Genomic DNA, 26,257 nt, shown 5'->3' with positions numbered 1-26,257 from the left:
GGTCACAGATTCACGACGGTTTCGCAGCTCTTTCGCACAAGGCTGCCACTCCGCGCCCGTTTTTGCGCCGATGCGCGAAATCAGAACGGCATCAGCGCCCAGTAATCCAGATCCAGCAGCACTTCGGGCGCATATTTGCCGTCCTCGCCGCGCAGGGTGAAGGGGGCCGCCCCTGCCTTAACCGCCACCAGCCGCAGCCGGATCGCGCCCACCCCGGGCGCAAGCGTTTCGGCCTTTTCCAGCACCTCGGACCAGACCCGCAGCGTATCGCCTGCAAAACAGGGATTGGCATGGGCGCCCGCATTCAGCGCAACGATCATCTGCGCATTGGCCAGCCCGTTGAAGGACAGCGCGCGGGCCATGCTGATGACATGGCCGCCATAGATCAGGCGGCGACCATCGGGGCGGAAGGTGGCATCGAAATGCACCTTGGCGGTGTTCTGCCACAGCCGCGTCGCCATCATGTGCTCGGCTTCCTCGATGGTGACGCCATCGACATGGTCGATCTTTTCACCGATCCGGTAATCGGACAGGCGATGCGGCTCACCCGCCTGCGCGAAATCATAGCGCGTGAAATCCAACCCTTGCGGCACGACCAGATCGGCGGCGGCAACGGCGGGGGCCAGATCCGGCACCACGGTCTGCGGGACAGGGGCCGCGCGGTCGCCCTTGCGCACCATCACCCAGCGGACATAATCCAGCACCCGTTCGTCGCGCTGGTTCAGCCCCGTCGTGCGCACCCAGACCACGCCCGACGCACCGTTGGAATTTTCCTTCAACCCGATCACGGTTGATCTTGCCCGGATCGTATCCCCGGGCCAAAGCGGGGCCAGCCAGCGCCCCTCAGCATAGCCCAGATTGGCAACCGCGTTCAGGCTGATATCCGGCACCGTCTTGCCGAACACCGTATGGAAGGCCAGCAGATCATCCAGCGGGCTGGCGGGCAGGCCGCAGGCGCGGGCAAATTCATCCGAGGACTGCAGCGCATGCCGCGCGGGATAAAGCGCGTGATAAAGCGCCCGTTCCCCGGCACCAACCGTGCGCGGCACCGCATGGTCGATGCTCTGGCCAAGGCGGTAATCCTCAAAGAACCGGCCGGGATTGGTTTTCATCGCGCGCGCCTTTTACTGTTCACCCAGCTTGATCCCGGGGGAATAATCGCCCGGCACCTCTTTCACCACGGCCTGCCCGCAGCGCATCACCCCGCGCGCGGCATCAAAGGCATAGGTCGGCCCGCCTTCCAGCGCCCAGCCCTTGTTCAGCGCCGCCGTCACCTTGTGACAAAAGGCCGATGTGTCATCCTCGGACAGAAAACGATAAAGTTTCATGGTCTTTTCCTTGCAGTTCAGCCCCAGGGCGTGACGCCCAGCCAGTTGTGGATCAGCATGACCGCGACCATCACGACAACGGCGCCGACTGCCGCCATGATCTCACGGCTGACCGGCGCGGGGGCGGGTTTCTTCCAGACCGGCTGCGCCCGGTTGATCACGATGACACTGACCACGGCCCAGGCCAAAAGCCCGCCGAACAGGATCACCGAGGCCAGATCGCCATTGACCAGCAGATGCGCGACCGCCCATGTCTTGATCGCGGTCAGTTGCGGATGCCGGATGCGGCGCGTGATCGCTGTTTTCAGGCCCGAGGCTGCGTAAAGATAGAAGGCCAGCAGCATCAGCAGATTGTTCAGATGGGTCAGGAACGCGGGCGATGACCAGAGCGGGATGAAATCCGCCCCGCGATAGCCGACGATCATCAGCGCGACCGACAGCAGCACCAGCACCGTTATCAATCCTTTGCCCGCCTCGCCCATGGCGGCGCGGCGCGCGGGCTGCGCCCGCTTGAACAGATGCGCCCCTGCCCAAAGCGCGACCCCGAGGATCAGAACAAGCATCATCATGGCAGTCTCCCTTGCTTGCCGGTCCCCTGTAGCGGGGTCAGCTGGCCATTGCGGCAATCGCTTCGGCTTTCGCCAGCATCGCCTTTGCGGTCACGATATGCAGGTTCTCGACGATCTTACCATCCAGAACCGCAACGCCCTGCCCTGCGGCACTGGCCACCTCGAACGCCTCGATCTGACGGCGGGCAAGGGTCAGTTCCGCCTCTGACGGAGCAAAACCCGCATTCGCAATCTCAAGCTGGGCGGGATGGATCAGCGTCTTGCCGTCAAATCCCATGTCACGGCCCTGTTCGCATTCGGCGCGCAGGCCCTCTTCATCCTTGAAGGCATTATAGACGCCATCGACGATCACAAGGCCCTCGGCCCTTGCGGCCAGAAGGCACAGACCCAGCCCCGGCAGCATCGGCAGACGGTCGGCGCGGTTGCGGCTGCCCAACTCGCGCGCAAGGTCATTGGTGCCCATCACCATGCCCGCAAGGCGCGGATGGGCCGCGATTTCGGCAGCGTTCAGCATGCCGCGCGCGGTTTCCATCATCGCCCAAAGGGGCTGATCCGGCACCAGCCGCGCCACAGCATCCAGATCGGCAGCCGAATTCACCTTGGGCACAAGGATCGCATCCAGCGGCAGATGCGCAAAGGCCGCCAGATCCGCCTTGCCCCAGTCCGTGTCCAGCCCGTTGACCCGCACGATGCGCGCCCGCCGCCCGTAATCGGCCGTCCGCAACGTCGCCGCCAGCAGCGCCCTTGCGGCGGCTTTCTCCTCGGGGGCGACGGCATCCTCCAGATCGAAGATGATCGCATCCGTGGGCAGGCCTTGCGCCTTTTCCAGCGCGCGTTCCTTCGATCCGGGGATGTAGAGGACTGACCGGTAGGGGCGGGCAAGGCTGTCCATGATTCTCTCCTGCGCAATATTCTTGCGCCAAAGATCACATTCCGGCCACTTCCGGCAAGGGCGGATCTGCCGCAGTGCAGAAATCCCGGCGCGTCACGTTAACCTTATATCCAGCATCGCGGCGCAGGTTTGGGGACGGGGCCGGGAAAGGGCCCTGTCGCATCCGTCGCGCAGAACCGGTGAAACCGGACCGGCGCGACCCATCGGAAAGGGATGACCATGGCAGAAAGACTTTTCGCGCTGTCGCTGGGGTTCGGGGCGCTGATCCTGCTGGCGCAGGCCGCAGGGGCCGCCCCCCGCTGCGCGCCGCGCGCGGTGGTTCTGGAACAACTGGCCGACCGTTACGGCGAAAACCGCCGCTCGGTCGGGATCGCCGCAAACAACATGGTGATGGAGCTTTTCGTGAATTCCGATTCGCAAAGCTGGACCATCACGATCACCACGCCACAGGGCCAGACCTGCCTTCTGGCCTCGGGCAGCGGGTTTGAGGCGTTGACCGATCCCCTGCCCGCCAAGGGCAGCCCGGTCTGATCGAACCGGTCTGATCGCGGTCAGGTGAAGGCCACCCAGATCAGCCGCAAGGACAGCAACAGCAGCGCCCAAAGCACGATGCGGAAGAACAGCGCCTCGGGGATCACCCGCACCAGCCGCACCCCGGCCAGAACGGCCAGCGAGGCGGGTGCCATCAGCCAGACCGCGACCGGCAGACTGTCCCATGACAGCATCCCGACCGACCAGTATGCAGGCAGTTTCGCGGCATTGACCCATGCGAACAGAATGGTCGAGGTGCCGGCAAAGACAGTCTTGGTCAGCCCCAGCGGCAACACATAGACCTGATAAGGTGGCCCGCCCGCATGGCTGACGAAACTGGTGAACCCGGCCACCGCACCCCAGAACAGCCCCGGCCCCGTCCGGGCCGGGCGTGGTGCGGCCGAGACCCCGATCCCGGCAAGGCGTGTGGCGGCAAACACCGCCCCCAGCAGCCCGATCAGGCCGCCGACCACCGCATCCGAAACCCAGGCCGCCGTGGCCCAGCCGATGAAGATGCCGATGGCCGTCGACGGCACCATGATCTTCAGCACCCGCAGGTCATAGTCGCGCCGATAGGCCCACAGGCCGAAAGCGTCCGAGACGATATAGATCGGCAGCAGCAGCCCCGCCGCCTGCAAGGGTGGCATCACAAGGCTGAGGATCGGCACCGAGGTCATCGCGACGACCGGCAATCCCCCCTTGCTGAGCCCGACCATGATCGAGGCGATCACCGCGACCGTCCAGAAAAACGCGCCTTCCATGCCGGTCCTGCCCGCTCCCTGCCCCCTGCCCCGTCCCTGCCCCGCCTCCTAGCGCAATCGGCGCGTCGCGGCCAGTCCGCGCCCCCGCCGCAGTGCAGCAGGCTTGCGCTATGCGCTGCAAACGACTACCCATCGCCGCGAAACGGCGCGTCCCGATGCCGCCGTCTCATGCAACGCAACCGACCCGGAGACAGACATCATGGCCCGACCCAAGATTGCACTGATCGGCGCGGGGCAGATCGGCGGCACGCTCGCCCATCTCGCCGCGATCAAGGAACTGGGGGATATCATTCTGTTTGATATCGCCGAAGGCACGCCGCAGGGCAAGGCGCTGGACATCGCGCAATCTGGCCCCTCGGAAGGCTTCGATGCCGTGATGAAGGGCGCCAACAGCTATGCCGATATCGCGGGCGCTGATGTCTGCATCGTCACCGCCGGCGTTCCGCGTAAACCGGGGATGAGCCGCGATGACCTGCTGGGCATCAACCTGAAGGTCATGAAGGCCGTGGGTGAAGGCATCAAGCAGCACGCCCCGAACGCCTTTGTCATCTGCATCACCAACCCGCTGGACGCGATGGTCTGGGCGCTGCGCGAATTTTCGGGCCTGCCGCATGAAAAGGTCGTGGGCATGGCCGGGGTGCTGGACTCGGCCCGTTTCCGCCATTTCCTGAGCCTCGAATTCGACGTCTCGATGCGCGATGTGACCGCCTTCGTTCTGGGCGGGCATGGCGACACGATGGTGCCGCTGACCCGTTATTCCACCGTGGCGGGCATTCCGCTGCCGGATCTGATCACGATGGGCTGGACCACGCAGGAAAAACTGGATGCGATCGTCCAGCGCACCCGCGATGGCGGCGCCGAGATCGTGGGCCTTCTGAAAACCGGTTCGGCCTATTATGCCCCGGCAACCTCGGCCATCGAGATGGCGGAATCCTATCTGAAGGACCAGAAGCGCCTTCTGCCCTGCGCGGCATGGGTGGATGGTGCTTTCGGGCTGAAGGGCATGTATGTCGGCGTGCCGACTGTCATCGGTGCCAAGGGGATCGAGCGGATCGTCGATATTAAGCTGAACCCGACCGAGCAGGTGATGTTCGACAAGTCGGTGGAGGCTGTGAAGGGCCTTGTCGAGGCCTGCAAGGGCATTGACCCGACGCTTGCCTGACCTTTGAAGCGATGCCCTTCGGGGCATTGCAGAAACGGCGCCTCCGGCAATCCGGGGGCGCCGTTTTCCGTTCTGCGTCCCGGGTTTCCGTTTCGTCCCGGGTTTGGCCCCGGGATCGGCCACACTCAGATTGGCAACTCTCAGATTGGCAACTCTCAGATCGGTCGGGCCCGGATCCGCAGCGCGCATTCCTCGACTTCACCCGCCACCTTCTCCAACCGCTCCAGTTCCGAGGCCAGCATCTTGTCGCGGCACCGCTCCATCGCTTCCAGCGACTGCAACCGCGCCGCGCGGCCAAAGGTTTCGGGCGCATGCAGCGTCAGTGCCAGCAGCGCCTTCTGCAACCGGATCTGCACCGAGAACACCCCTGCCCCGTCGCGGGCAATCGGGGAAAAGACATCCTCGAACGCATCCGACAGCCGCAGTGGCGGCACGCCCACGCGCGGGAAATCCGGGTCTGGCGGATCGCCCTCGGCCCAACCCGACAACAGCCGGACCGCGCGGCCCAGAATGTCGATGGCCGTGCCGGGATCGTTCACCGCCGAGGACAGCGCGCGTTCGGCAATCTCGGCCAGCACCGAAAGCCCGAAACGCGGGTCCTGATCGAAACTGCGCGTCATGTTGATCGTGAACGCCTCAAGCAGCAGGCGCGGATCGAATTGGGGATCCAGATCTGCCCCGGCCCGATACCAGACCGCTGGTTCGGACGGATGCAGGAACGTCCCCGGCAGCGCCGCCAGATACAACCGCAGATCAAAGTTTGCGGCGTGCTGCTGCAGGTGGGCCATGTCGACATTGCAGACATAGCCGATATCCGGATGGACAACGGCAAGGGCATCGGCAGGCGGGTCGCCGTCATGGCGGACCCCGCCCAGAAACGGCGCCGCCATCCGGGTTTCCAGCGCGTCGCGCGTCGCCTTCTCGACCTTGGCGATCGAATCATCCATCAGGCCGAACACCGTAAGATGCGCGATCCAGCGCAGGATCGTCATGACGATCACGGCCACCACCAGCGCCGTTACAATGAACAGCACCAGCCGGTCATTTTCGGAATAGGCCCCCGCCTTCAGGGCGATGATGCCGATCAGACTGTAAAGAAAGGCGCCAAGAAAGGTGGACAGAACCCGCTGCGTCGTCCGGTCCGATTTCAGCAGTGCCGTCGCGCGCGGCGTCACTGAACTGGTGGCCGCCCCGAAGGCCGAAACCATGATCCCGAGGGAGAAGGTGACGACCGAGAGCATGGAGCTGGCAAGGATCGACAGCACCGTCTCAACCGCGCCCGAGCCCAGTTTTTCCCCCAGCCCAGACGGCAGGAACGGCCCGATCAGCCCGGCGAGAAAAGGCGTGATGATGGCCAGCAGGGCATAAAGCCCGGCAATCACCCACAGCTTGCGCAGCATCTGCCGCAGATACCAACGCCATCGGGAAATCATCTGCACCGCCCCTGCAAGCCAATCACCGCCAGTCTGGACCGCGACACCCCCCGCGTCCAGTGCCGCCCCGCAATGCGAGGCCTAGCGCATCGCCGCCACGCTGCGGCGCACCACGGCCATCCGCTCGGCATTGGGGGGATGGGAGCCAAGGAACTGGTCGCCCGGATCGGGGATGCGGGAAAAGAACTCGGCCCCCGAAAGGGCATCGAACCCCGCACGTTCGGTGATCTCGACCCCAAGGGCATCGGCCTGCAGTTCAAACTCCTTGGAATAGCGCCGCGCCCCAAGGCTTGCGCCGATCTGCTGCGCGCTTTGCACCGCGCCCTGCCCGCCACCGCCGACCGCGACAAGAATCCCCGCCAGCATCGCCCCCTGCGAGGCGCTGCGCTGCACCTGCGGGATATGGCCAAGGATGTGATGCGCGGCCTCATGCCCGATGACAAAGGCGATTTCATGCACATTGCGCGCATCCGCGATCAGCCCCAGCGTGAAGCCCAGAACGGGGCGTCCATCAGCCTCAAGCGTCTGAAAGGCATTGGCGGGCTGATTGGGGCGATCATCGACCACGATGCGGAAATCGCAGGAAACATTGCGCGTGCGCTCCCGGCAGATCCGCTCGGCCACGGGTTCGACCGCCTTGATCGCGGTCACGAAATTGCGCGCGGCCTGATCCGAGGTCAGCCGCCCCGTCCCCGCAGGACTTCCGGAAACCGGCACGGGCGCGGGCTGCGGCATGGGGTCGGAGGGAACAACACAGCCTGCCAGCGCCAGCGTGACCAGTACGGGGAATAACACTTTCATGATCCGCTCCATCCACAAACACCCTTGCCGGGCCGTCCCGGCGCCGCGCCGGTCTTTGCGGGTTTCTAGCACGACCACATCGACAGGAAAGCCCGCTTGCGCGGTCTTGTGAACGCCGCCGCCGGTGTTATCTTCAGATCATGTTCACCATCGAGCACGAATTCGACGCGACCGTCATAACGCTCATCGACGAGGGCAGCGTGATGCTGGGCGAGGATGTCACGATTTCCGCCTTCGAGGATTGCGTGACCCTGCAGCAACTGGATCCCTTGAACGGTGAGCCGGTGACCGTCACCCTGTCCATGGCGCAGCTCAATGACCTGATGGCGGCGCTTGACCTGCCCGAGGGAAGTTATCGTCTTGCCCGCTCCGGGCCGCGCGACCCGGACTGACCGCTTCGGCCTGCAGCCCCCATCGGGCCCCGCCTTGAAAGGAAACCGCCATGCGCCTGATCGCCACCGCCGCCCTTGCCGGAATGACGCTGCTTGCCGCCTGTGGCACGCCGCAGGAGCAATGTATTGCGGGGGTCACGCGCGACATGCGGGTGCTGGACCGGCTGATCGTGGAAAGTGAAAGCAACCTGCAGCGCGGCTATGCGCTGCGCGATGAGATCCGCACCGACAGCCGCTTTGTCATGTGCTATCCGGGCCGCCCGGCAACCGCGGACAGTCCTGCCATTGCGCCGCAATATTGCTGGCGCGACTATGACCGGACGGTAACGCGGCCGGTCTCGATCAATCTGGCCGAAGAGCGCGTGAAACTGGCCGAGATGCGCAAGAAACGCCAAAGCCTTGCCCGCGCGGCGGAACCTGCCATTGCGCAATGCCGCGCGACATATCCGGAATGACCGGGTCTGCGCCCAAGGGCCAGCGGTGCCCGGGGTGCCACGCCCCCGGTCAATAGGCCGGAACCGTCACCGCGTCGATCAGGCCGCGCCCGCCATCGACCGTGATGATCTGCCCGGTCACGAAAGACGCCGCATCCGAGGCCAGATATTGTGCCGTCTCGGCCACCACCTCGGCCGGGGCGATGCGTTCCATCGGCGTGCCCCGGGCGATCTCGTCGCGGATATCGGGATTGTCTTTCAGCGCCGATTGCAGGCTTGCGCTCATGACCGAGCCGAAGGAAATCGCATTGACCCGGATCCGCTTGGGCGCCAGCGCCACGGCCAGTGACCGGGTCATCTGATCCACTGCGGCGCAGGACACCGAATAGCCCAGCAATTCCGCCTGCGTGCGCGTCGAGGCGATCGAGGACAGGTTGATGATGGACCCGACCGACCCCTCGGTCTGGCCCGCCTTTTCGGCCTGCGCGATCATGCGTTTCGCCGTGGCCTGCGCCAGACGCAGGCTGGTGATCATGTTCTGCTGCAACAGCGGCTCGACTGCATCCTCTTCGGGGTTCAGCGGATCGGAAATGCGGAACTGGCGGCTGGCATTGACCAGAACATCCACCCGGTCAAAGGCGTCGATCGTTGCCGAAAGCAGATTGGCGATGGTCAGTTTCTGGCGCAGATCGCCCGCGAAATAGCGCAGCGCGCCTTCGGTCCTGGCCTCTTCCGCGCATTCGTCGCACAGCCGGTCATCGTCGATATCGGCGAACATCACATTCGCGCCCTTGTCGAGGAAGTGCCGGGCGATGGCGCGGCCGATCCCGGCGGCAGAGCCGGTAACGATGGCGGTCTTGCCGGTCAGGGCGAAGGACATGGGATTTCTCCGGTGATTGCTGTCAGGGTTACGGGCGGTGGGGACGGCTTGCGCGCGTCAGGCGAAAGCGGGTGTCGCTGCCGATTTCGGCACAGTCACGGAACAACTCGGACAGGGGCCGATCGTAGGGCAGATGGCGGTTCGCGACCAGCCACAGCGTGCCATGCGGTGCCAAGAGGCGGGCCGAGGCCCGCAGGAAGGCAAGGCCCAGCCCCGGATCGGCCTCACGCGACTGGTGAAAGGGCGGGTTGCACAGGACATGGTCAACCCCGCGCGGCAGCCGGAATGTGGTCGCATCGGCCCAGTGGAACATGGCACGCGGATCGGTGACATTGACCCGCGCCGAGGCAAGGGCGGCGGCCTCGGCCTCGACCAGATGCAGTTTGCGCACGCCGTTGCGGGACAGTCCCGCGCGGGACAGATAACCCCAGCCCGCGCCCAGATCGACCACCTCACCGTTGAGCTTGTCGGGAAGCGCCGCTGCCAGCATCACCGATGCCGCATCCGGCCCGTCAGCAGAAAACACCCCCGGCAGGGTGACGAAACCACCCTCGACCTGCCGTTCCGACGCCTGCCACACGGCGGGCAGCGCATCAGCCGCCGCCGCAAAGCCGAACAGTTTGCCATGTGCCTTGGACACGGTTTCCGTCAGCGTGACATGGCCCCGCAGATCGCGCAGCACCGAATCGATTCCGTCAGTCTTTTGCCCGTCGACCCAGACCGGGCCACCCGGCACCACGCGGCGCGCCGCGTGATACAACAGCGCCCGCGCCTCGGCCTTCGACCGTGGCAGGCAGACCAGTGCGGCCACCGGCGGGGGCAGCGCCTCTTCCTCGGCGGCGCTCGCAAAGCAGCGATAGCCGCGCGCGGCCAGCGCATCATGTTCAGGGCGGAACCCCTGCACGACACGCAGCCGCGCATTGGGCAGCGGCACGATTTCCTCAGGGCCGCGCGGGCGCAGGATCAGGATATCGCCACGTTCGGGCAAGGCGGCAAGTGCGCCGTCAAGCGCAAGGGTCAGTCGGGATGATCGCATGGGCAGCCGCAAGATGCGGCCAGGCTCCTTCTGCTCCGGAAAGGCGGATGCCTATTCCTTTTCCATCGTGCATTGCAAGGGATGCTGGTGGCGCCGCGCGAAATCCATCACCTGCGCGACCTTGGTTTCCGCGATCTCATGGCTGAACACACCCACGACCGCGACGCCCTTCTTGTGGACCGTCAGCATGATCTCGAAGGCCTGCGAATGGTTCAGTCCGAAGAACCGTTCCAGCACATGCACGACGAATTCCATCGGCGTATAGTCGTCATTCAGCAGCAGCACCTTGTACAGCGGCGGGCGCTGCGACTTCGTCTTGGGCTTGGTCAAAAGCGAGGCATCGCCATCGGTTCCACCCGGCTTTTCCGAAAGGCTGAAAGGCGTCTGGGTCACGGTCAGGTGGCTCCGTCAGGCAGGGATTCGCATTTAAAGCGCAGGCTTGCAATATAAGTCATTTTGCCTCTGCGAAAAGGGGGGAGGCCGATTCCATCCGTTGCAGGCCGGTTGCGGGCTTGCACTTGGCCCCGCGACACCGCAAATTCTCCGCCCGTCCCGACCCGGTCGCGGACAGAACCGCAAAGCGCAGCACAGGCAAGGAGGGGGGGCGCATCATGGCGCACAGCATCCGCATGGTCGGTTTCGATGCCGATGACACGCTCTGGCAGAATGAGACCTTTTTCCGCCTGACGCAGGAGCATTTTACCGCACTTCTGGCCGATCACGCCGAACGGGACCATCTGGCCGAACGTCTGCTGGAGGCCGAGCGGCGCAATCTGGGCCATTACGGGTTTGGCGTGAAGGGGTTCGTGCTGTCGATGATCGAAACCGCCATCGAGGTGACCGATGGCCGGGTTCCCGCCAGCGTCATTGCCGAAATCATGGCGGCAGGGCGTGAAATGCTGTCGCATCCCATCGAATTGCTGCCCCATGCCCGCGCGGCGGTCGAGGCTGTGGCCGAACGTCACCCGGTGCTGCTGATCACCAAGGGCGATCTGCTGGATCAGGAACGCAAACTGGCGCAATCGGGGCTGGGGGATCTGTTCCACGGGGTCGAGATCGTGTCAGACAAGACGCCCGAGGTTTATCGCCGGGTGTTCCAGCGCCATGGCACTGCGGCCGAATTCGCGCTGATGGTTGGCAATTCGCTGAAATCCGATGTGCTGCCGGTGATCGAGGCCGGGGGTTGGGGTGTTCATGTGCCCCATGGCCTGACCTGGGCGCTGGACCATGCCGACCCGCCCGAGGGCCATCCAAGGTTCCGCACCCTGCCCGATTTGGGCGCCCTGACCCTGATGCTGGATGAGTTTGAGCACTGACCCGCCGCCCGCCCGACGCCTGACCTAGGGATAGGGTGTCACCGGGCGCGCGCCACTAGATGAGCCTTGCAGATCGGCAACATCCGGAACGGCCCGAAAGTCATTGAGATTTTGGGGTTTTCCGATTCCCTGTCGCATGCTAGCCTTTGATCAAGCAGACAAGGCCCCACTAAAAAACCGGGGCCATCCGAGGCAGGAACAAGGGACCGGCGACGTGGCATCGCTTAAAGGGCTTTTCGCCCGCATCTGGATATTCATGGCCATTCTCATGCTGACAGCGGCGCTGTCGGTCAGAATGGCTGATTCGGCCCCTTTCGCGGCAATCGTTGCCGATGCGCGAACCGGGGAGATCCTGCATTCCGAAAATGCGAATACCCGGCTGCATCCCGCCTCGCTGACCAAGATGCTGACGCTTTACATCGCGTTCGACGCGGTGCAACGCGGGGAAATCTCGCTGGATACAATGGTCGTGGTGTCCAAGAACGCGGCGGCGCAACCCCCCTCACGCCTTGGCCTGCGGGCCGGCCAGCGCATTGCCCTGCGCCACCTGATCCGGGCTGCGGCGCTGCGCTCGGGCAATGATGCAGCATCGGCCATCGGTGACGCGCTGTCGGGGTCCGAGGCCGCCTTTGCCGAGCGGATGAACCGCACCGCACGCGCCCTGGGCATGAAGAACTCGACCTTCAAGAACGCCAATGGGCTGACGGCGGCGGGCCATCTGTCCACCGCCGCAGACATGAACCATCTCGGGCGGCGCCTGTTCTACGATTTCCCGCAATATTACAACATCTTCTCGCGCCGCAGCGATGATGCGGGCGTGGCCCGGGTGACCAATACCAACAGCCGCTTTCTGGCCGCCTACAAGGGCGCGGACGGAATCAAGACCGGCTATACCAATGCGGCGGGCTTCAACCTGACGGCTTCGGCGGAACGCGGCAACCGGCGCATCATCGCCACCGTCTTCGGCGGCAAATCAACGGCGCATCGCAATGCGCGGATGGCCGAACTAATGGATCTGGGCTTCCGCACCGCACCGGGCACGGCAACCGTGCGCAAACCGGCACCGGTCGATCTTCCCGCCGAGGCCGTGGCCTCAGCTGCGGCGAATGACAGCGGCGCGCGGGCGGCGGGCAAGACGATCCGTCTGGTCACCGTCGTGGCGCGTTCGATCCGGCCCCGGCCCCGGCCCGGCGATCCGGGGCAGGCCGATGCTGCCGCCGAACTGGTCCTGTCGATGCAGGACAGCATTGACGGCGCGCTGGCGCTGGCCACCGATCCGCCGCCTGCCGCAGCAGTCGAAACCGCATCCCTTGCCCCCGCCACGGCGCCGCGCCCGGCAGCCGTGCCTGAGGCCCTGCCCTTTGCGGTGGTCGATGCAGCGGATGAGCCTGCGACAGCGGCTGAGGCCGAACTGCCCTTTGAACTGGTCGGAGCAGACCCCGAAGGCGCAACCGAAGCCGATGCCCCTGCCGAAACATTTGTGGCCGCCGAAACACCGGTGGCCGCGCCCCCGGAGACGGCGCTACCGCAGGACTCGCAACAGCTTGCCATTGACGGCCCCGGCCTGCGCCCCTCCCCCCGACCTGACCGCGCTGATCCGGCGACGGAAACCGTGCTGGCCGGGGCGGCGTCTGATCCGGCGGCAACCGCCGGCGCAACGGCCCGGCCTGCGGTCATCCAGACCGCTGCCTCCACATCGCCTCAGCCCCCTGCACGCAGCGGCACCGTCCAGCCGGAAGGGGAGATCGTGGCCCTGATGGCGCCGATCGCGCCCGCCGCTGCGGCCCCTCCGCCCCCACCGGAACCCGAGGTCGTGACGCGCATTTCCACCTCGGGCGGACGCCACTGGGCGATCAATCTGGGCCGTTTCAACACACGGTCTTCGGCGGAAAGGGTTCTGATGCGCACGGCCCTGTCAGAAAGCGTCGTGCTGCGCGAAAGCCTGCGCAAGGTCGTGCAGCGGCAAGGCGGGTATGAGGCGAATTTCGTGGGTCTGTCGCAGGATCAGGCCGATCTGGCCTGTCGCAGGCTGCAGGCGCGTGCGGTGACCTGCTTCACGCTGGGGCCCTGAACCGGGTTCCGGCAAGGACCGGTCCGGCAGAGACGCTCCGTACATTCCCGCCCCTGAGCCGATTCGCGTAAGGGTCGGGCAGATAGGTCAGGCCCGCCCGCCCGTCGCTGACAGGGCCGAAGGTTCAATCCCCAGATGGCGCAGCGCCGCTGCCCATTTCCCGGCATCCTCATCCGCGAAGATCAGATCATCCGCCGCGTCACCGGTCAGCCAGTCATTGCGCGCGATTTCCTGTTCCAGCTGTCCCGGACCCCAGCCCGCATAGCCAAGCGCCAGCAGGGCCGAGCGTGGCCCCTCGCCCCGGCCCAGGGCGGTCAGCACATCCTGCGTCGCGGTCATGCCATAGGCGCCGCCGATATCCATCGTCACGCCATCGGCCTGATAATCCGGGCTGTGCAGCACGAAACCGCGCCCCCGTTCGACGGGGCCGCCGAAATGCACCCGGATTGCGGGGGCGCTGTCATCATGCGCGATGCCAAGCTGTTCCAGAAGGCCCGCAAAGCTCAGTTCCGGAGTGGGCTTGTTGACGATCAGCCCCATCGCCCCATCCGCGGAATGCGCGCAAATCAGGATGACCGAGGATTCGAACCTCGGATCGCCCATACCCGGCATCGCTATCAATAGCTTGCCATCCAAAGACCAGTCAGGGTGCACCATCATGCGCCCACCATGCGCTGATGTGCGCGGCGGCTCAAGCCACCCGCAGCGTTGGAATCGCAACAGGGCGGGTCGATTGGCCGGGTCTCGCTGCAATGTGATTGTCATTGCCCGCCGACCGGGCCTATCTGATCCCTTGATGAAGGATCATTCCACATATCCGCCGGCAAACGGGCCAGCATTCAGGATGCTCGCCCCGTTCATGCTTTTCGCGGCGCTGATGGCCATGGCATTGCCCGCGCAGGCCACGCCCCCGGGTTTCGAAGGCACCATTCGCCCGGGCTGGGTGATGGAGAACGGCAACCGCATGGCGGCGCTGCATCTGCAGCTGAAACCCGGCTGGAAAACCTATTGGCGCGCGCCGGGGGATACCGGCATTCCGCCCAGTTTCGACTGGACCGGGTCGCGCAATGTCGGCGCGGTGCAGTTTCACTGGCCGCGCCCCGAGGTCAGCAACGGGGCGGCGGGCCGCACCATCGGCTACAGCCACGAATTGATTCTGCCGATGGAGGTGCGCCCTGCCCGCAAGGGAGAACCGGTGCATCTGGAAGGCGAGGTCGAACTGGGGGTGTGCAAGGATATCTGCGTGCCAGCCCGATTCGGCTTCAGCGTGACCCTGCCCGGACCGGGCACGAAAGACCCCGCAATCACGCAGGCGCTGCGTCAGCGCCCTTCAACCCCGAAAGAGGCCGGGTTGCGCCGGATCGGCTGCAGCCTGTCGCCTGCACCCCGGGGGATGCGTCTGGATGTCGAGATCGACATGCCCTCGACCGGGGGCCCCGAAACTGTGGTGGTTGAACCCGGGCAAAACGGCATCTGGGTGTCAGAGGCCGAGGTTCAGCGCAGCGGCAACCGGCTGCTGGCAAGGGTCGACATGATTGCCCCGGCCGGATCGGCAATGGTGCTGGATCGTCAAAGCATCATGGTCAATGTTCTGGGCCGCAATCGCGCGGTTGAGATCGCAGGTTGTCCCGCGCCGCGTTCCTGATCGCACAGCCCCCCGCGCATCTGCCCCGTATAGGCAAAAGCTCTGCTTTCCACGCGGTGAGGCAACCAGGACTTGCCAGCCCGTTGGATTGCAAACCCGACGGCAAGCCCCGTCGCCGAACGCGGCCCGGCCGGAACGGTCCGGCCGGGCCTTTGCGGATTCAGCTTCCGAACTTTTCCAGACCGGCATAGTCGATCATTTCCAGTGCCGGCAGCATGTCGGCCACGTCCCCGCCCTGCGCCTGCACCAGCACGCGGTTTCCGATCAGGGCCGAAAGCGACCCGTCCTGATTGAGGAACCGCTGCCGCCCCACACGTTCAATCTTGCCCATCTGCGCCATCAGCGTCGCATTGCCCAGCATGGCCCCCATCGAGGCAACCATGGGATTGTCAGCCGTCAGCGAGATCTTGAAGCTGCCCCCCGGGCCTTCATAGCTGGCCTCGGCCCCGGTGCCGCCGCCCATCATCATCAGCCCTGCATTCATTTCGGTATTCACGGTGCGCGTCCAGCCATCGGCGGCCTCGGGCAGGAACACTGCCAGACTGTCGGCCTTCAGCGCCTGCAATTGCTGCTGCGCATAGGCCAGCTCGTCCATCGCATATTGCACATCGCCCGCAGCATAGGCGTCCAGCGCGCTCTGGATCGTTTCAGTGATCTGGTCGGCCTGAACGGCTGGGGCGGTGAAGGCGAAAGCGGCGGCAAGAATCAGGCTGCGAGAAATCGAACGGGTCATGATGGGCTCCTTTGAAATATCCTTGGTGCGGAACCTAGGATATTTCAGACGCACGGGGCAAGGAAAACACAAGGAATACCGCGATTGCGCGGATCAGGACGACGCGTGCATCCGTTCGATATAGGCGCGCATTTCTTCGGCCTCATGGCGCGCATCGCGCAGCCCTTCCATCGCGGCGCGAAGCTCGGCCTCGGTCTGCGAGATCTGGTTGGACAGTTCCGCCTCACGCTGTTCCAGATAGAGGATCGCCTGATCGCGCATCTCCTCGGCCTCATGCAGCGATTGCGCCAGTGTATCCAGCTCCGCAACATCGCCGCCCGCAACCCGGGTGAACCGGTGCAAAATCCAATGGGTGAACCAGCCCAGCATGAAGGCCACAAACAGAATGATCGTCGTCGCGATGATGAATTCGGTACGGTTCATGAGCCGGTTCTACATCGGGCAAACCGGTGGGGCAAGGCGGCGAAAGCCACTGCCGGCCACAAGTCTTTGCAGGTGAATGACCCTGTGCGGAGAAGCCGGTTCCGTGATGTCCGGCTCTGCCTTGTGCCGCAGCATATCAGAACCTGCGGGCTCAGGGCCTGCGGGGCGGGCGCGGATAGGATTCGTCCGAGGCGACGAACTCCAGCGCCTCATCCCCGTCCTCGGCATTGGCCCCGGCCTCTGACGCATCGCCCGCAGGAATGGTGACCGAACGCACGGCCCCGTTGACCGGGTCCACCTCAGCCGCGGCAATGGTGATCTCTTCACCTTCCGCCCCGTCACCGCCGTCGCTGTCTGCCGCATCGGCGTTAGCTCCCGCAGTGGTCGTGGTCTCGGTGCCGTCCTCGGCCTCGGCCTCGGCCCCGGATTCCGCTTCGGCGCGTGCCGCAGCAACCGCCGCTTCCGCCTCGGCCACCGGCGAAGGTGCAGGACCCGGCTCGGGTTCGCGCAGCAGGTTGAACTCGATCCGGCGATTGGCCTCGCGCCCTTCCTCGGTCTCATTATCCGCAATTGGGAGGTCCTCGCCATGGCCCACCGCCACGAAGGCCTGCACCGGCAGACGCCGCCCCTGCAGGGCCGACAGAACCGCCTCGGCGCGCGCCTGACTGAGCGAGCGGTTACCGCCCGCGCTGCCCTGACTGTCGGTATGGCCCGACACTTCCATTTCCAGCGGCGGACAATCGGTCAGCACCTCGGCCAGCGCGTCGATCACCTCACGCGCGGCCCCGTCCACCTCGGCCGACCCCGGTGAGAAGGTGATCTTCTGCTGGGCCAGCACCGCATTCAGACCGGCCACACATTCCTGTGGCGTGGGCAAGGCGGCCAGCGGATCGAACGCCTCATCATAGCGCACGCCAACGCGGAACGTCTCTCCCTGACCCAGCCGTTCGGACAGGATGCGCGAAATCCGGTCGCGCGCATCGCTGTTGCCGGTGACACCCGAAACCTCGACCAGATCCTGCCGGACCACCAACCTGCCCTGATGCAGCAGCGCCAGCGATTCAAGCCCCGCCAGCACCCGCACGGCCCAGCCCTCGGGCATTTCGGAATCCAGCCGCGTTGCGATATAGACGCGGTCGGCGCCAAAGCGGGCCCGGGCGAAACTGTCCACCGCCTCACGCAGCAATTCATCGGTCAGACGGCCGCGCAGCTCGACCATGCCCTTGTCGTCCAGTTGCGCGGTGAATTCGGCAGGCCCCTGAAGGGCCGGGTCGCGCTTGGGTGGCAGGGTCGCCTCAAGCGAGAAGACACCGGGCAGCTTGGTCTGCAATTCCCCCACAACGCGGTCGAACAGCGCCTGCGGCGTGTCGACCGTCGCAAGCAGCGTAACATCGGCATCCGAAAAGGTGATCGTGCCGCCCTCCAGTTCGGCCACGGCGGCAATCCCGGCCTCGACCGCAGCCGCCCAGCGCGGGGTCGGAACGCCCAGACCCACGGTGCATTGCAGCTTGCCCTCGGCCCCAGCAAGGCGGCCAGCGGCGATGATCCGGGCACGGGCCGCATCGGAATCGGCGGAACAGGCGTCGAAACGGGATCCGCTTTCATCCATCACGAAGCGCAGCGTGAACGGCGTCAGGACCGGGCGCGGCGCGGAAATATCCATCTGCAACTGCACCCCCTGCGGGGCGCGGCGGGCCAGATCGGCCTCAAGCCTGCGCTTTTCCTCGGCGCTGGCGGAAATCGCGGTGATCGCCACGCGGTCCTCAGCCACCGAGATCTTGGAACGCGGCAGCATCGACAGGGCCTCAAGCCCGAAATCAACCGCAGCGGACCAGCTTTCGGGTTCGGCGTAATCGGCGGCCTCCAGCATGTCCGAAACCGGCAGGTCCGGTGCCAGCCCCGCAACGCGGGATGAAATCGTGTCATCGCGCCCGTCGCCCGGCACCAGCCCGATCAACGAGATGCCATCATCATTGCGCAGCATCTCGACCGAGAATCGCGGCGCCTCGATTGCGCGCATCGCGGTCACGTCCAGTTCGTCGCGGATGCGGCTGGACTGCACGACCGATCCCACCAGATTGACGACACGGAAACGCGCGGCCTCATTCGGGGCGGTGCCGGTCAGCCGGACCTGCAACCCGTCCGAATCAACCGCAACCCAGGTGATGCCTGATTCCAGCAGTTTTGAACGCGCTGCGGCTGCAGACCGGCTTTCGATTGCCGTGGCCGCCCATGTCGCCCCCAGCATGGCAAGGGTGGAACCCGCGATAACGGCGCCGATGGCAAGGAAACTGTTTCTCATTTGCATCGGTTGCACTTTTTCTGACTTCCGGCTGACTGATGAATAGGCGCATGGGCGCTCCGGATCAATCAAAGCAGTGCCGCACCGGCAAGAAACAGCGCAGCCAGCAGCCCGGCATCGCGATTGCTGCGGAAAAGGCGCAGGCAGCGGTCGGGGTCGGTGGTGTCAAGCTGACCCAGTTGCCAGGCCATATGCCAGCCAAAGACCCAGACCCCGGCCAGCGCCAGCAGGATCTTGGCCAGCCCTGCCCCCACTGGCAGCAGCGCCAGCAGCACCGCCGCCGCCATCAGCAGCACCGTGGCCACCAGAAAACCCCGCATCCAGGGCAGGCTGCCTGCATCGCCGAACAGGCGCGCCGTGGATTTCACCCCGATCAGCGCGTCATCTTCCTTGTCCTGATGCGCATAGATCGTGTCATAGAACAACGTCCAGGCAATGCCGGACAGCCACAGCACCACCGCAGCCGGGCCAAAACTGCCCGCATGCGCGGTCCAGGCCAGCAGCGCGCCCCAGTTGAAGGCCAGACCCAGAAAGATCTGCGGCCACCAAGTAAAGCGTTTGGCAAAGGGATAGATCGCGACCAACGCCAATGACGCGACACCAAGCCCGATGGTCACCGGATTGTAGGTGAACAGAATCAGCGCCGCGATCAGCGCCTGCGCCACCATCCAGACCGCCGCCTGCCGCACCGTTACCTGCCCCGACGGGATCGGGCGGCTTTTGGTGCGCGCCACGGCGGCATCAATCTCGCGGTCGGTGATGTCATTCCATGTGCAGCCCGCACCGCGCATCAGAAACGCCCCCAGCGTGCAGCCCCCCGCGATCCACAGATCCCACAGCCGGTACCCCGCCGGATCCGCCGCAGCCGCCAGCGCCAGTCCCCAGAAACAGGGGATGAGCAAAAGCCATGTGCCGATCGGCCGGTCGGCCCGACTCAGCCGCAGGAAGGGGCGTGTCGCCGCTGGGGCGCGCCGGTCCACCCAGTTGCCGCGCGGTGCATCGGCCACCGTTCCGGCAAGCTGTGGCTCTGGCGTTCCCTCGGGGTCGGTCATAAACTGCGCCCATGTCAGATGCGAAAATCAGGCTCTTTGTAGATCAGCCGCTTGGGCCGGGGCAACCCGTGGCCCTGAACGGCGATCAGGCGCATTATCTGTTCTCGGTCATGCGGCTGTCCCGGGGGGCTGCGGTGCTGCTGTTTAACGGGCGCGATGGGGAATGGCGCGCGGTCGTGGCCGAGGCGGGCAAGCGCGCGGGCATCCTGACCTGTGAGACACAGACAGCACCGTTGCGCCTGCCCCCGGACCTGTGGCTGCTTTTCGCCCCGATCAAGAAGGCCCGCACCGATTTCATCGTGGAAAAGGCGGCCGAGATGGGGGCGGCGCGCATTCTGCCAGTGCAGACCCGCTACACCAATGCCGACCGCATCCGGCAGGACCGGCTGCAGGCCCATGCGGTCGAGGCGGCCGAACAATGCGGCGGCACCTTCGTGCCCGAAGTGGCGGAACTGCAGCCGCTGGACCGGCTCTTGGATCGCTGGCCCGCCGAACGGCGGATCCTGTGGTGCGACGAACATCAGGCCGGTCAGCCGGTCACACTGGCCACGCTGACGGCGCTGCCAGCCGGGCCATGGGCCATCCTGATCGGCCCCGAAGGCGGCTTTGCCGCCCCTGAACAGGCACGCCTTGCCGGCCTGCCGCAGGTCGTGCAGGCCAGTCTTGGTCCGCGCATCCTGCGCGCCGATACCGCCGCCGTGGCTGCGCTCACTCTGTGGCAGATCGCGCAGGGCGATTGGCGGGAAAGCCCGGAATGATCCGCCCCGAACTGCGCGACGCCCTTTATCGCCGGCGCGAGGTCGCGGCCCTTGGGGCCCTGTCGCTGCCGGGTTTCTGGCTGGTCTGGCTGGGCGGCTATCTGCTGCTGCCACTGGGTCTGCTGCTGATCGCGGCCTCGGTCACGCTGGCCTGGCTGGCCGAACGCCGCCTGCGCTTCGTTCAATCCTCCGCTGCCCCCGGCATGGTCGAGGTGATAGAGGGGCAGATCGGCTATTTCGGTCCGGCCTTCGGCGGGCTGATCGCGGTGGCGGACCTGACCGAACTGCGGCTTGTCAGCGCAGGGTCGCGCCGTCTGTGGCGGCTGACCGGGGCTGAGGGTGAAACGCTGCTGATCCCGGTCGGCGCGGGGGGCGAGGCTGCACTTTACGATGTGCTTGCGGGCCTGCCGGGAATGGACACCGGACGGCTGCTTGCCGCCGCCGAGGGTCTGAGCGCCGCGCCCGGGTCCGGCAATCTGCCCCGTCTGCAGGCCGTTGACAGCCGCGTGATCTGGCGGCGTCCCGCGCGTGCGGTCTTGACTTGACCGCGCCAAGACGACAGGTCTGAGCGCCGAAACCAGTAACGCTGACCGGAGCGCGCAGATGTCCATTCCCCAGTCCGGCGGCGGACCCATTGAAAGCTTCGACCAGCTTGCCGCCTATATGGAACAGGGCTGCAAACCGCCCGCAGATTTCCGCATCGGCACCGAGCATGAGAAATTCGGTTTCCTGACCGACACTCTGGCGCCCCTGCCCTATTCCGGCGACCGCTCGATCCGCGCGCTGCTGGAAGGTCTGCGCGACCGCTTCGGCTGGACCGGGGTTGAAGAACAGGGCGAGCTAATCGGCCTCAGCCGCAATGGCGCGAATGTCAGCCTTGAACCGGGCGGGCAGTTTGAACTGTCGGGTGCGCCGCTGGAAACTCTGCACCAGACCGCCGATGAATTTGACAACCACATGGCCGAGGTCCGCGCGATTGCCGATCCGATGGGCGTGGCCTTTCTGGGGCTGGGCGCAGCCCCGGTCTGGCGGCATGAGGACATGCCCCGCATGCCCAAGGGCCGTTACCGGCTGATGACCGATTACATGGGCCGCGTCGGCACCCATGGCACGCAGATGATGTATCGCACCTCGACGGTGCAGGTTAATCTCGATTTCGCGTCAGAATCCGACATGGTGAAAAAGCTGCGCGTGGCGCTGGCGCTGCAGCCTGTGGCGACCGCTCTTTTCGCGTCATCCCCCTTCTTTGAGGGCGCGCCGAACGGGCATCGCAGCTGGCGCAGCCGGATCTGGCGCGGGCTGGATGACAGCCGCACCGGAATGCTGCCCTTTGTTTTCGAGGACGGCATGGGCTTTCAGCGCTATGTCGACTGGGTTCTCGATGTGCCGATGTATTTCGTCTATCGCGACGGCAAGTATATCGACGCGCTGGGGCAAAGTTTCCGCGATTTCCTGAAGGGCGAATTGCCCGCCCTGCCCGGCGAAAAGCCCACCCTGTCGGACTGGGCCGACCATATGACGACGGTGTTCCCCGAGGCGCGGGTGAAGAAATACATCGAGATGCGCGGCGCCGATTGCGGGGATCGCGGCCATATCGTCGCCCTTCCCGCCTTCTGGGTCGGGCTGATGTATGATGATGCAGCACTGGATGCAGCATGGGATCTGGTCAAGGGTCTGGATGCCGCAACGCGTGAAGGGCTGCGCGTCGCAGCCTCGGTCAGTGCCCTTGAGGGGCAGGCAGGCGGCGTTCGCCTGATGGATCTGGCCCGGGCAACGGTGTCGCTGTCCCACGCGGGCCTTGCCGCGCGCGGGCTGGGAGAGGAGGCGCTGCTTGCCCCCCTTCAGGAAAGCCTTGCCACAGGCAGGGTGCAGGCCGACCGGTTGCTGGCAGACTGGGGCGGGGATATCACGGGGCTTTATCAGGCTGCGCGGTTGTAATTGGCAGCAAGGCGGGGGCTTTCCGCCCCCCTTGGCGCTGACGCGCCAATTCCCCCCGAGGATATTTTCAGACAGAAAAAGAAGAAATGGGCGAGGCGGCGCGGCCACGCCCTTTTTCTGCGCCCTTTTTCTGTCCTGAAATATCCTCGGGGGTGAGGATTTGCGTCCCGCAAATCCGAGGGGGCAGACAGCCCCCTGCCCCGGGTAGTCAGAGGCGGTGGCCCCAAAGGTCGTATTCGCCCGCCTCATCGACCTGCACCGTGACCAGATCGCCGGCGGCAAGCCCTTCGAAACCTTCGTCGATGAACAGGTTTCCGTCAATCTCGGGCGCATCGGCCATGGTGCGGCAGGTCGCGCCCTCGGCATCCACCTCATCGACCAGCACCTGCAGGGTGCGGCCCACTTTGGCGGCCAGTTTCGCCTCGGAAATCGCCTGCGCCTTTTCCATGAAACGGTCCCAGCGGTCCTGTTTCACATCCGGCGGCACATGGTCCGGCAGCGCATTGGACCGCGCGCCTGCGACGTTTTCATACTGAAAACAGCCGACCCGATCCAGCTGCGCCTCATCCAGCCAGTCCACCAGCGTCTGGAATTCGGCCTCGGTCTCACCGGGATAGCCGACGATGAAGGTGGATCGCAGGGTGATATCAGGGCAGGCCGCGCGCCATGCCGCGATCTCATCCAGTGTTTTCGCCGCCGCAGCGGGTCGCGCCATCCGGCGCAGCACATCGGGATGGGCGTGCTGGAACGGAATATCCAGATAGGGCAGCACCAGACCTTCCGCCATCAACGGAATCAGGTCGCGCACATGCGGATAGGGATAGACGTAATGCAGCCGGACCCATGCGCCCAGGGATCCCAGATCACGCGCCAGATCGGTGATATGGGCGCGGTGCGCGCGCCCGTCCCGACCTGCGGTCGTGGCATGTTTCACATCGACGCCATAAGCGGATGTATCCTGACTGATGACCAGCAGTTCCTTTACACCGCTTTCCACCAGCTTTTCCGCCTCACGCATCACCGCATGGGCCGGGCGTGAGGCCAGCCGTCCGCGCATGTCGGGGATGATGCAGAACTTGCACTTGTGATTGCAGCCTTCGGAAATCTTCAGATAGCTGTAATGGCGCGGGGTCAGTTTCACCCCCGCCGCCGGCATCAGGTCAATGAACGGATCGGGCGCGGGCGGCACCGCGACATGCACCGCATCCAGCACCTGTTCATATTGATGTGGCCCGGTCACCGCCAGCACCTTGGGATGCGCGCCGGTGATGTATTCGGGTTCCGCCCCAAGACAGCCGGTGACGATCACCCGGCCGTTCGAGGCAAGTGCCTCACCGATCGCCTCAAGGCTTTCGGCCTTGGCGCTGTCCAGAAAGCCGCAGGTATTGACGATCACGGCATCGGCCCCGGCATAATCGGGTGAGATGGCATAACCCTCGGCACGCAGGCGGGTCAGGATGCGTTCGCTGTCCACCAGCGCCTTGGGGCAGCCCAGCGAGACCATGCCGATGGTCGGCTGGCCGTCACGCCGCGCCGTATCGAACACGGGACGCGGGGCAAGGTCGGGGCGGAGGTCAGGCGGGTTTTGCGACATTGAGCGCATATAGCCGCTTGCGGGCGGCGGGAAAAGACAGGGAATGGTGACAAAGGCGGGAAGAGCGTGGAAAGCGGGACTCTGTCGTGGGCCAGGGTGCCAGAATGTGAGGCACAGCCATCAAACCGGCACAGGTGCAGTCCGGATATCCGGCATGAAGCGGGCGCAGCATTCCATGCCGGTTGTTTTCGGTCTTGCTGCAATGCTGCGCTATGACTACCACGCCATGGAAATCAAAGGTGCTGCATGCTGGAAGACAAGATCACCTTGTGCCTGACGATCGGGCGACGTCCGGACCTTTTGCGGCGGACATTTGAAAGCCTGCAGGGGCTGCCACAAATTCCGGTGCTGGCGATCAACGATTTTGGCGACGAGGAGACCAACGCCGTATTCAGGGAGATGTGTCCTCACGGTCGCCTGATCGAGCCGGGCCGTCATCTGGGCCATCACGCCGCAGTCGATCTGATGTATGCGGAAGTGAAGACCCCCTACATCTTCCATGGCGAGGATGACTGGGGCTTTACCCGCACCGATTTTCTGGAAGACGCACTTACGCTGCTGCAATCCGATCCGTTCATCTCGCTCGTGTGCTTTCGGGCGACCAAGGATATTCCGCTTTCGGATGTTGACCGGAAGCTGGTGGTCACTGAGACACGGGGAAACATCGTGATCGAACGCATGGAAGCGGTGCATGAACAATGGCATGGCTTCAGCTTCAACCCACATCTGTCAGAGAAACGTCTATGGGAAGAGCTTGGCGGTTTTTCTCAATTCAGGAAGGAACGGCATGTGTCGCGTTTCCTTCGCGCAAAGGGCCGCTATGTCGTTTTCCTTATCCCGGAGGCCTGCCGCCATATTGGCGATGACGGGCGCTCGACCACACCGGGCCGCAATTCTCTGTTCCGACGTTTCAAGAAATGGATGCGCGGGATCCGGAGCGTCGAGTGAGTCGCGGGGCGGAATCCCGGTGCGACCCGCATCTGGTGCGAAACCCCGGCCCCTGATACCGCGTCAACGGATCAGGGTCCGGGGTTCGGCAAGGTGTTCAGGATCGTCCGCGCAGGATTAGAACACGCCGAAAAGATACAGCAGAATAATGATCGGGATCGGCAGGCCGATCATCCATGCAAGAATGCCTTTCATGGCAGGTCCTTTCTGTTTGGTTCGTTAGGGGGCCGGGCGGCCTTCACGGCCGTTGCGGCGGACAAAGCGTCTGGCAGATCAGATCCGGCCCATCAGAAGCAGGATCAGCACGACGATCAGCACAAGGCCAAGTCCTCCGCTGGGTCCGTAGCCCCAGCTGCGCGAATGGCCCCATGTCGGCAGAACACCGATCAGGGCTAGGATCAGGACGATCAGCAGAATGGTCCCGAGGCTCATGGCAATTCTCCTTGGTTTTCGCGCGCGAAGCGGCGAATCGGTTGGGCGTGGGTTTTCGTGATCCGGAAATGGCCTTGCCGGGAAGGTCCGGTGGGGCTGCAGTCCCGGGGCAGGTCCGGTCGGGTCTTGCAAGCCAAACGCGCCCGATCCCGTCACGGTTCCGCGAGCAGAGCGTCAAATTACACGTCCACGCCCCGCAACGGGGTCGAAATACTTGGCGCGGCAGGGTTTTCATCCTAGAGGAAAGAGAAGTCATTTCGGACAAAGCCATGGATCAGGACACTATTCGCAAGCAGGTCAAGGAGGCGCAATCGGCGCTTCGCAAACTTGAAACCGAGATGCGCAAGCCCGCCAAACTGCTGAAGGCAGGGGCATTGGATGAAAAGAAGGCCAAGGCGGCGGCGGCCAAGGTCTCGGCCTTCCTGAAGCGCTACAAGGCGCTGGCCAAGGCGCAGGACAGCAAGGACTTCGCAAAATGGCCCGAAGAGGTTCAGGGCGATGTCGTCTGGGCCGAGGCCATGCTGTCGGAACTGCTAGAACTGGAGGCTGAGCTTTTCGCCGCCCTGAAACTGGCCAAGAAGGCCAAGGGCCGGGTGGGCAAGGATCCGGGCAAGGTTTACACGCTGCTGGTCAAATCCGGTCGCGGCCCGGCCTCGGATGCGAAATCCCTGCCCAAGGGGATCGGCACGCTTCTGAAGGAAATGAAGAAGGGGCAGGAGATCGGCGGCATCGACGGGGCGATGATCTCGCTTCTGCCTGCGGTGATCCTGCTCTGGCTGATTGCGGACACGATGCTGCGTTTCGCGAAATCGCGGCGCTGAGCGGG

At 64.8% G+C, this 26,257-nt stretch carries 29 protein-coding genes; 12 read left to right on the top strand and 17 right to left on the bottom strand.

All coding sequences use genetic code 11. The annotated features are described in order from the left end of the window. Positions 1-80: 80 nt before the first annotated feature. The 4 genes from JL811_RS00320 to JL811_RS00305 are packed head-to-tail and all read right to left on the bottom strand — an operon-like array spanning position 81 to position 2,789. Complete coding sequence (locus JL811_RS00320) at positions 81-1,112, bottom strand: MaoC family dehydratase (protein WP_202686237.1); 1,032 nt, start codon at positions 1,110-1,112, stop codon at positions 81-83. Between the two features lie 12 nt (positions 1,113-1,124). Next, positions 1,125-1,328, bottom strand: a complete 204-nt coding sequence (locus JL811_RS00315) for a DUF1737 domain-containing protein (RefSeq protein WP_202686236.1) — start codon at positions 1,326-1,328, stop codon at positions 1,125-1,127. A 17-nt stretch (positions 1,329-1,345) separates the two neighbouring features. Continuing rightward, positions 1,346-1,891, bottom strand: coding sequence for an NnrU family protein (locus tag JL811_RS00310; RefSeq protein WP_202687134.1), 546 nt, complete (start codon positions 1,889-1,891; stop codon positions 1,346-1,348). A 43-nt stretch (positions 1,892-1,934) separates the two neighbouring features. Continuing rightward, positions 1,935-2,789 carry a (3S)-malyl-CoA thioesterase gene (locus JL811_RS00305; RefSeq protein ID WP_202686235.1) on the bottom strand — a complete coding sequence of 285 codons (855 nt, stop codon included), beginning with the start codon at positions 2,787-2,789 and terminating at the stop codon, positions 1,935-1,937. A gap of 219 nt (positions 2,790-3,008) precedes the next feature. On the opposite strand from JL811_RS00305, the gene JL811_RS00300 reads away from it, so the two are divergent. After that, positions 3,009-3,320 carry a hypothetical protein gene (locus tag JL811_RS00300; protein ID WP_202686234.1) on the top strand — a complete coding sequence of 104 codons (312 nt, stop codon included), beginning with the start codon at positions 3,009-3,011 and terminating at the stop codon, positions 3,318-3,320. 20 nt (positions 3,321-3,340) lie between these two features. On the opposite strand, the gene JL811_RS00295 is transcribed toward JL811_RS00300, so the two are convergent. Beyond that, on the bottom strand, positions 3,341-4,081 hold the full coding sequence (locus tag JL811_RS00295; RefSeq protein WP_202686233.1) for a sulfite exporter TauE/SafE family protein: 741 nt from the start codon (positions 4,079-4,081) through the stop codon (positions 3,341-3,343). 199 nt (positions 4,082-4,280) lie between these two features. On the opposite strand from JL811_RS00295, the gene mdh reads away from it, so the two are divergent. Beyond that, on the top strand, positions 4,281-5,243 hold the full coding sequence (gene mdh / locus JL811_RS00290; RefSeq protein ID WP_202686232.1) for a malate dehydrogenase: 963 nt from the start codon (positions 4,281-4,283) through the stop codon (positions 5,241-5,243). A 155-nt stretch (positions 5,244-5,398) separates the two neighbouring features. Here the strand turns inward: mdh and JL811_RS00285 are convergent, their stop codons facing one another. Together JL811_RS00285 and JL811_RS00280 are read right to left on the bottom strand one after the other, a co-directional pair. Next, the gene (locus JL811_RS00285) at positions 5,399-6,676 is read right to left on the bottom strand and encodes a DUF2254 domain-containing protein (RefSeq protein WP_202686231.1); all 1,278 of its coding nucleotides are present in this window, start codon (positions 6,674-6,676) and stop codon (positions 5,399-5,401) included. Between the two features lie 81 nt (positions 6,677-6,757). Next, the gene (locus JL811_RS00280) at positions 6,758-7,477 is read right to left on the bottom strand and encodes a M48 family metallopeptidase (protein WP_202686230.1); all 720 of its coding nucleotides are present in this window, start codon (positions 7,475-7,477) and stop codon (positions 6,758-6,760) included. A gap of 140 nt (positions 7,478-7,617) precedes the next feature. Here JL811_RS00280 and JL811_RS00275 point away from each other — a divergent pair, with 140 nt between their 5' ends. Together JL811_RS00275 and JL811_RS00270 are read left to right on the top strand one after the other, a co-directional pair. Beyond that, positions 7,618-7,869: a hypothetical protein gene (locus JL811_RS00275; RefSeq protein ID WP_202686229.1), complete on the top strand. Its 252-nt coding sequence runs from the start codon at positions 7,618-7,620 to the stop codon at positions 7,867-7,869. Between the two features lie 50 nt (positions 7,870-7,919). Then, positions 7,920-8,324 (top strand): hypothetical protein, encoded by a 405-nt coding sequence (locus JL811_RS00270; protein WP_202686228.1) that lies wholly within the window; start codon positions 7,920-7,922, stop codon positions 8,322-8,324. A 49-nt stretch (positions 8,325-8,373) separates the two neighbouring features. Here the strand turns inward: JL811_RS00270 and JL811_RS00265 are convergent, their stop codons facing one another. From JL811_RS00265 to clpS, 3 genes are read right to left on the bottom strand one after another with little or no spacing between them, the layout of a single operon-like run. Beyond that, the gene (locus tag JL811_RS00265; RefSeq protein ID WP_202686227.1) at positions 8,374-9,183 is read right to left on the bottom strand and encodes an SDR family NAD(P)-dependent oxidoreductase; all 810 of its coding nucleotides are present in this window, start codon (positions 9,181-9,183) and stop codon (positions 8,374-8,376) included. A 28-nt stretch (positions 9,184-9,211) separates the two neighbouring features. Continuing rightward, positions 9,212-10,219 (bottom strand): class I SAM-dependent methyltransferase, encoded by a 1,008-nt coding sequence (locus JL811_RS00260; protein WP_202686226.1) that lies wholly within the window; start codon positions 10,217-10,219, stop codon positions 9,212-9,214. 51 nt (positions 10,220-10,270) lie between these two features. Further along, complete coding sequence (gene clpS, locus JL811_RS00255) at positions 10,271-10,612, bottom strand: ATP-dependent Clp protease adapter ClpS (RefSeq protein WP_202686225.1); 342 nt, start codon at positions 10,610-10,612, stop codon at positions 10,271-10,273. A 218-nt stretch (positions 10,613-10,830) separates the two neighbouring features. Here clpS and JL811_RS00250 point away from each other — a divergent pair, with 218 nt between their 5' ends. Beyond that, positions 10,831-11,535: an HAD family hydrolase gene (locus tag JL811_RS00250; protein WP_202686224.1), complete on the top strand. Its 705-nt coding sequence runs from the start codon at positions 10,831-10,833 to the stop codon at positions 11,533-11,535. 256 nt (positions 11,536-11,791) lie between these two features. Beyond that, positions 11,792-13,606 (top strand): serine hydrolase, encoded by a 1,815-nt coding sequence (locus JL811_RS19895; protein WP_237684762.1) that lies wholly within the window; start codon positions 11,792-11,794, stop codon positions 13,604-13,606. 87 nt (positions 13,607-13,693) lie between these two features. On the opposite strand, the gene JL811_RS00240 is transcribed toward JL811_RS19895, so the two are convergent. Then, positions 13,694-14,263, bottom strand: coding sequence for a YqgE/AlgH family protein (locus JL811_RS00240; protein ID WP_202687133.1), 570 nt, complete (start codon positions 14,261-14,263; stop codon positions 13,694-13,696). A 187-nt stretch (positions 14,264-14,450) separates the two neighbouring features. Here JL811_RS00240 and JL811_RS00235 point away from each other — a divergent pair, with 187 nt between their 5' ends. Next, positions 14,451-15,251 carry a protein-disulfide reductase DsbD domain-containing protein gene (locus tag JL811_RS00235; protein WP_202686223.1) on the top strand — a complete coding sequence of 267 codons (801 nt, stop codon included), beginning with the start codon at positions 14,451-14,453 and terminating at the stop codon, positions 15,249-15,251. A 160-nt stretch (positions 15,252-15,411) separates the two neighbouring features. On the opposite strand, the gene JL811_RS00230 is transcribed toward JL811_RS00235, so the two are convergent. From JL811_RS00230 to ubiA, 4 genes are all read right to left on the bottom strand, one after another. Then, entirely contained in the window at positions 15,412-15,984 is a 573-nt protein-coding gene (locus tag JL811_RS00230) for a hypothetical protein (protein WP_202686222.1), read from the bottom strand. A gap of 93 nt (positions 15,985-16,077) precedes the next feature. Further along, positions 16,078-16,407: a hypothetical protein gene (locus JL811_RS00225; protein WP_202686221.1), complete on the bottom strand. Its 330-nt coding sequence runs from the start codon at positions 16,405-16,407 to the stop codon at positions 16,078-16,080. Positions 16,408-16,558: 151 nt separating this feature from the next. Then, a complete protein-coding gene (locus JL811_RS00220; RefSeq protein ID WP_202686220.1) occupies positions 16,559-18,715 on the bottom strand; it encodes an OmpA family protein in 2,157 nt (718 codons plus the stop codon). 62 nt (positions 18,716-18,777) lie between these two features. Then, positions 18,778-19,761, bottom strand: coding sequence for a 4-hydroxybenzoate octaprenyltransferase (gene ubiA, locus JL811_RS00215; protein WP_202686219.1), 984 nt, complete (start codon positions 19,759-19,761; stop codon positions 18,778-18,780). Positions 19,762-19,772: 11 nt separating this feature from the next. Here ubiA and JL811_RS00210 point away from each other — a divergent pair, with 11 nt between their 5' ends. Genes JL811_RS00210 through JL811_RS00200 form a run of 3 tightly spaced genes read left to right on the top strand, consistent with a single transcriptional unit; the run spans position 19,773 to position 22,457 of the window. After that, positions 19,773-20,519, top strand: a complete 747-nt coding sequence (locus tag JL811_RS00210; protein ID WP_202686218.1) for a 16S rRNA (uracil(1498)-N(3))-methyltransferase — start codon at positions 19,773-19,775, stop codon at positions 20,517-20,519. Continuing rightward, complete coding sequence (locus JL811_RS00205; RefSeq protein WP_237684709.1) at positions 20,516-21,064, top strand: hypothetical protein; 549 nt, start codon at positions 20,516-20,518, stop codon at positions 21,062-21,064. Before JL811_RS00210 ends, JL811_RS00205 begins: the two co-directional genes overlap by 4 nt. 58 nt (positions 21,065-21,122) lie before the next feature. Then, complete coding sequence (locus tag JL811_RS00200; RefSeq protein WP_202686215.1) at positions 21,123-22,457, top strand: glutamate--cysteine ligase; 1,335 nt, start codon at positions 21,123-21,125, stop codon at positions 22,455-22,457. Between the two features lie 208 nt (positions 22,458-22,665). Here the strand turns inward: JL811_RS00200 and rimO are convergent, their stop codons facing one another. Beyond that, positions 22,666-24,051: a 30S ribosomal protein S12 methylthiotransferase RimO gene (gene rimO, locus JL811_RS00195; RefSeq protein ID WP_202686213.1), complete on the bottom strand. Its 1,386-nt coding sequence runs from the start codon at positions 24,049-24,051 to the stop codon at positions 22,666-22,668. A gap of 246 nt (positions 24,052-24,297) precedes the next feature. Between rimO and JL811_RS00190 the strand changes: the two genes are divergently transcribed. Next, positions 24,298-24,999 (top strand): hypothetical protein, encoded by a 702-nt coding sequence (locus JL811_RS00190; protein WP_202686211.1) that lies wholly within the window; start codon positions 24,298-24,300, stop codon positions 24,997-24,999. 273 nt (positions 25,000-25,272) lie between these two features. Here JL811_RS00190 and JL811_RS00185 read toward each other — a convergent pair whose 3' ends face one another. Beyond that, positions 25,273-25,431 carry a DUF3309 family protein gene (locus JL811_RS00185; protein ID WP_202686209.1) on the bottom strand — a complete coding sequence of 53 codons (159 nt, stop codon included), beginning with the start codon at positions 25,429-25,431 and terminating at the stop codon, positions 25,273-25,275. Between the two features lie 269 nt (positions 25,432-25,700). Here JL811_RS00185 and JL811_RS00180 point away from each other — a divergent pair, with 269 nt between their 5' ends. Then, complete coding sequence (locus JL811_RS00180) at positions 25,701-26,252, top strand: hypothetical protein (protein WP_202686207.1); 552 nt, start codon at positions 25,701-25,703, stop codon at positions 26,250-26,252. Positions 26,253-26,257 lie beyond the last annotated feature (5 nt).

This window comes from Szabonella alba (genome assembly GCF_016765775.1).
GTDB classification, from domain to species: Bacteria; Pseudomonadota; Alphaproteobacteria; order Rhodobacterales; family Rhodobacteraceae; genus Szabonella; species Szabonella alba.
This window is presented reverse-complemented; position numbering and strand designations above follow the sequence as displayed.

Excerpts from the sequence above, each read along its gene's own strand:
- JL811_RS00310 (WP_202687134.1), bottom strand. The coding sequence starts at position 1,891 with ATGCTTGTTCTGATCCTCGGGGTCGCGCTTTGGGCAGGGGCGCATCTG.
- JL811_RS00210 (WP_202686218.1), top strand. The coding sequence starts at position 19,773 with ATGTCAGATGCGAAAATCAGGCTCTTTGTAGATCAGCCGCTTGGGCCG.
- JL811_RS00235 (WP_202686223.1), top strand. The coding sequence starts at position 14,451 with ATGCTCGCCCCGTTCATGCTTTTCGCGGCGCTGATGGCCATGGCATTG.
- rimO (WP_202686213.1), bottom strand. The coding sequence starts at position 24,051 with ATGTCGCAAAACCCGCCTGACCTCCGCCCCGACCTTGCCCCGCGTCCC.
- JL811_RS00225 (WP_202686221.1), bottom strand. The coding sequence starts at position 16,407 with ATGAACCGTACCGAATTCATCATCGCGACGACGATCATTCTGTTTGTG.
- JL811_RS00265 (WP_202686227.1), bottom strand. The coding sequence starts at position 9,183 with ATGTCCTTCGCCCTGACCGGCAAGACCGCCATCGTTACCGGCTCTGCC.
- JL811_RS00260 (WP_202686226.1), bottom strand. The coding sequence starts at position 10,219 with ATGCGATCATCCCGACTGACCCTTGCGCTTGACGGCGCACTTGCCGCC.
- JL811_RS00270 (WP_202686228.1), top strand. The coding sequence starts at position 7,920 with ATGCGCCTGATCGCCACCGCCGCCCTTGCCGGAATGACGCTGCTTGCC.
- JL811_RS00185 (WP_202686209.1), bottom strand. The coding sequence starts at position 25,431 with ATGAGCCTCGGGACCATTCTGCTGATCGTCCTGATCCTAGCCCTGATC.
- JL811_RS00315 (WP_202686236.1), bottom strand. The coding sequence starts at position 1,328 with ATGAAACTTTATCGTTTTCTGTCCGAGGATGACACATCGGCCTTTTGT.
- JL811_RS00240 (WP_202687133.1), bottom strand. The coding sequence starts at position 14,263 with ATGGTGCACCCTGACTGGTCTTTGGATGGCAAGCTATTGATAGCGATG.
- JL811_RS00180 (WP_202686207.1), top strand. The coding sequence starts at position 25,701 with ATGGATCAGGACACTATTCGCAAGCAGGTCAAGGAGGCGCAATCGGCG.
- JL811_RS00205 (WP_237684709.1), top strand. The coding sequence starts at position 20,516 with ATGATCCGCCCCGAACTGCGCGACGCCCTTTATCGCCGGCGCGAGGTC.
- JL811_RS00285 (WP_202686231.1), bottom strand. The coding sequence starts at position 6,676 with ATGATTTCCCGATGGCGTTGGTATCTGCGGCAGATGCTGCGCAAGCTG.
- JL811_RS00300 (WP_202686234.1), top strand. The coding sequence starts at position 3,009 with ATGGCAGAAAGACTTTTCGCGCTGTCGCTGGGGTTCGGGGCGCTGATC.
- JL811_RS00280 (WP_202686230.1), bottom strand. The coding sequence starts at position 7,477 with ATGAAAGTGTTATTCCCCGTACTGGTCACGCTGGCGCTGGCAGGCTGT.
- ubiA (WP_202686219.1), bottom strand. The coding sequence starts at position 19,761 with ATGACCGACCCCGAGGGAACGCCAGAGCCACAGCTTGCCGGAACGGTG.
- JL811_RS00190 (WP_202686211.1), top strand. The coding sequence starts at position 24,298 with ATGCTGGAAGACAAGATCACCTTGTGCCTGACGATCGGGCGACGTCCG.
- JL811_RS00230 (WP_202686222.1), bottom strand. The coding sequence starts at position 15,984 with ATGACCCGTTCGATTTCTCGCAGCCTGATTCTTGCCGCCGCTTTCGCC.
- JL811_RS00295 (WP_202686233.1), bottom strand. The coding sequence starts at position 4,081 with ATGGAAGGCGCGTTTTTCTGGACGGTCGCGGTGATCGCCTCGATCATG.
- JL811_RS00220 (WP_202686220.1), bottom strand. The coding sequence starts at position 18,715 with ATGCAAATGAGAAACAGTTTCCTTGCCATCGGCGCCGTTATCGCGGGT.
- JL811_RS00250 (WP_202686224.1), top strand. The coding sequence starts at position 10,831 with ATGGCGCACAGCATCCGCATGGTCGGTTTCGATGCCGATGACACGCTC.
- JL811_RS00275 (WP_202686229.1), top strand. The coding sequence starts at position 7,618 with ATGTTCACCATCGAGCACGAATTCGACGCGACCGTCATAACGCTCATC.
- mdh (WP_202686232.1), top strand. The coding sequence starts at position 4,281 with ATGGCCCGACCCAAGATTGCACTGATCGGCGCGGGGCAGATCGGCGGC.
- JL811_RS00305 (WP_202686235.1), bottom strand. The coding sequence starts at position 2,789 with ATGGACAGCCTTGCCCGCCCCTACCGGTCAGTCCTCTACATCCCCGGA.
- JL811_RS19895 (WP_237684762.1), top strand. The coding sequence starts at position 11,792 with ATGGCCATTCTCATGCTGACAGCGGCGCTGTCGGTCAGAATGGCTGAT.
- JL811_RS00200 (WP_202686215.1), top strand. The coding sequence starts at position 21,123 with ATGTCCATTCCCCAGTCCGGCGGCGGACCCATTGAAAGCTTCGACCAG.
- JL811_RS00320 (WP_202686237.1), bottom strand. The coding sequence starts at position 1,112 with ATGAAAACCAATCCCGGCCGGTTCTTTGAGGATTACCGCCTTGGCCAG.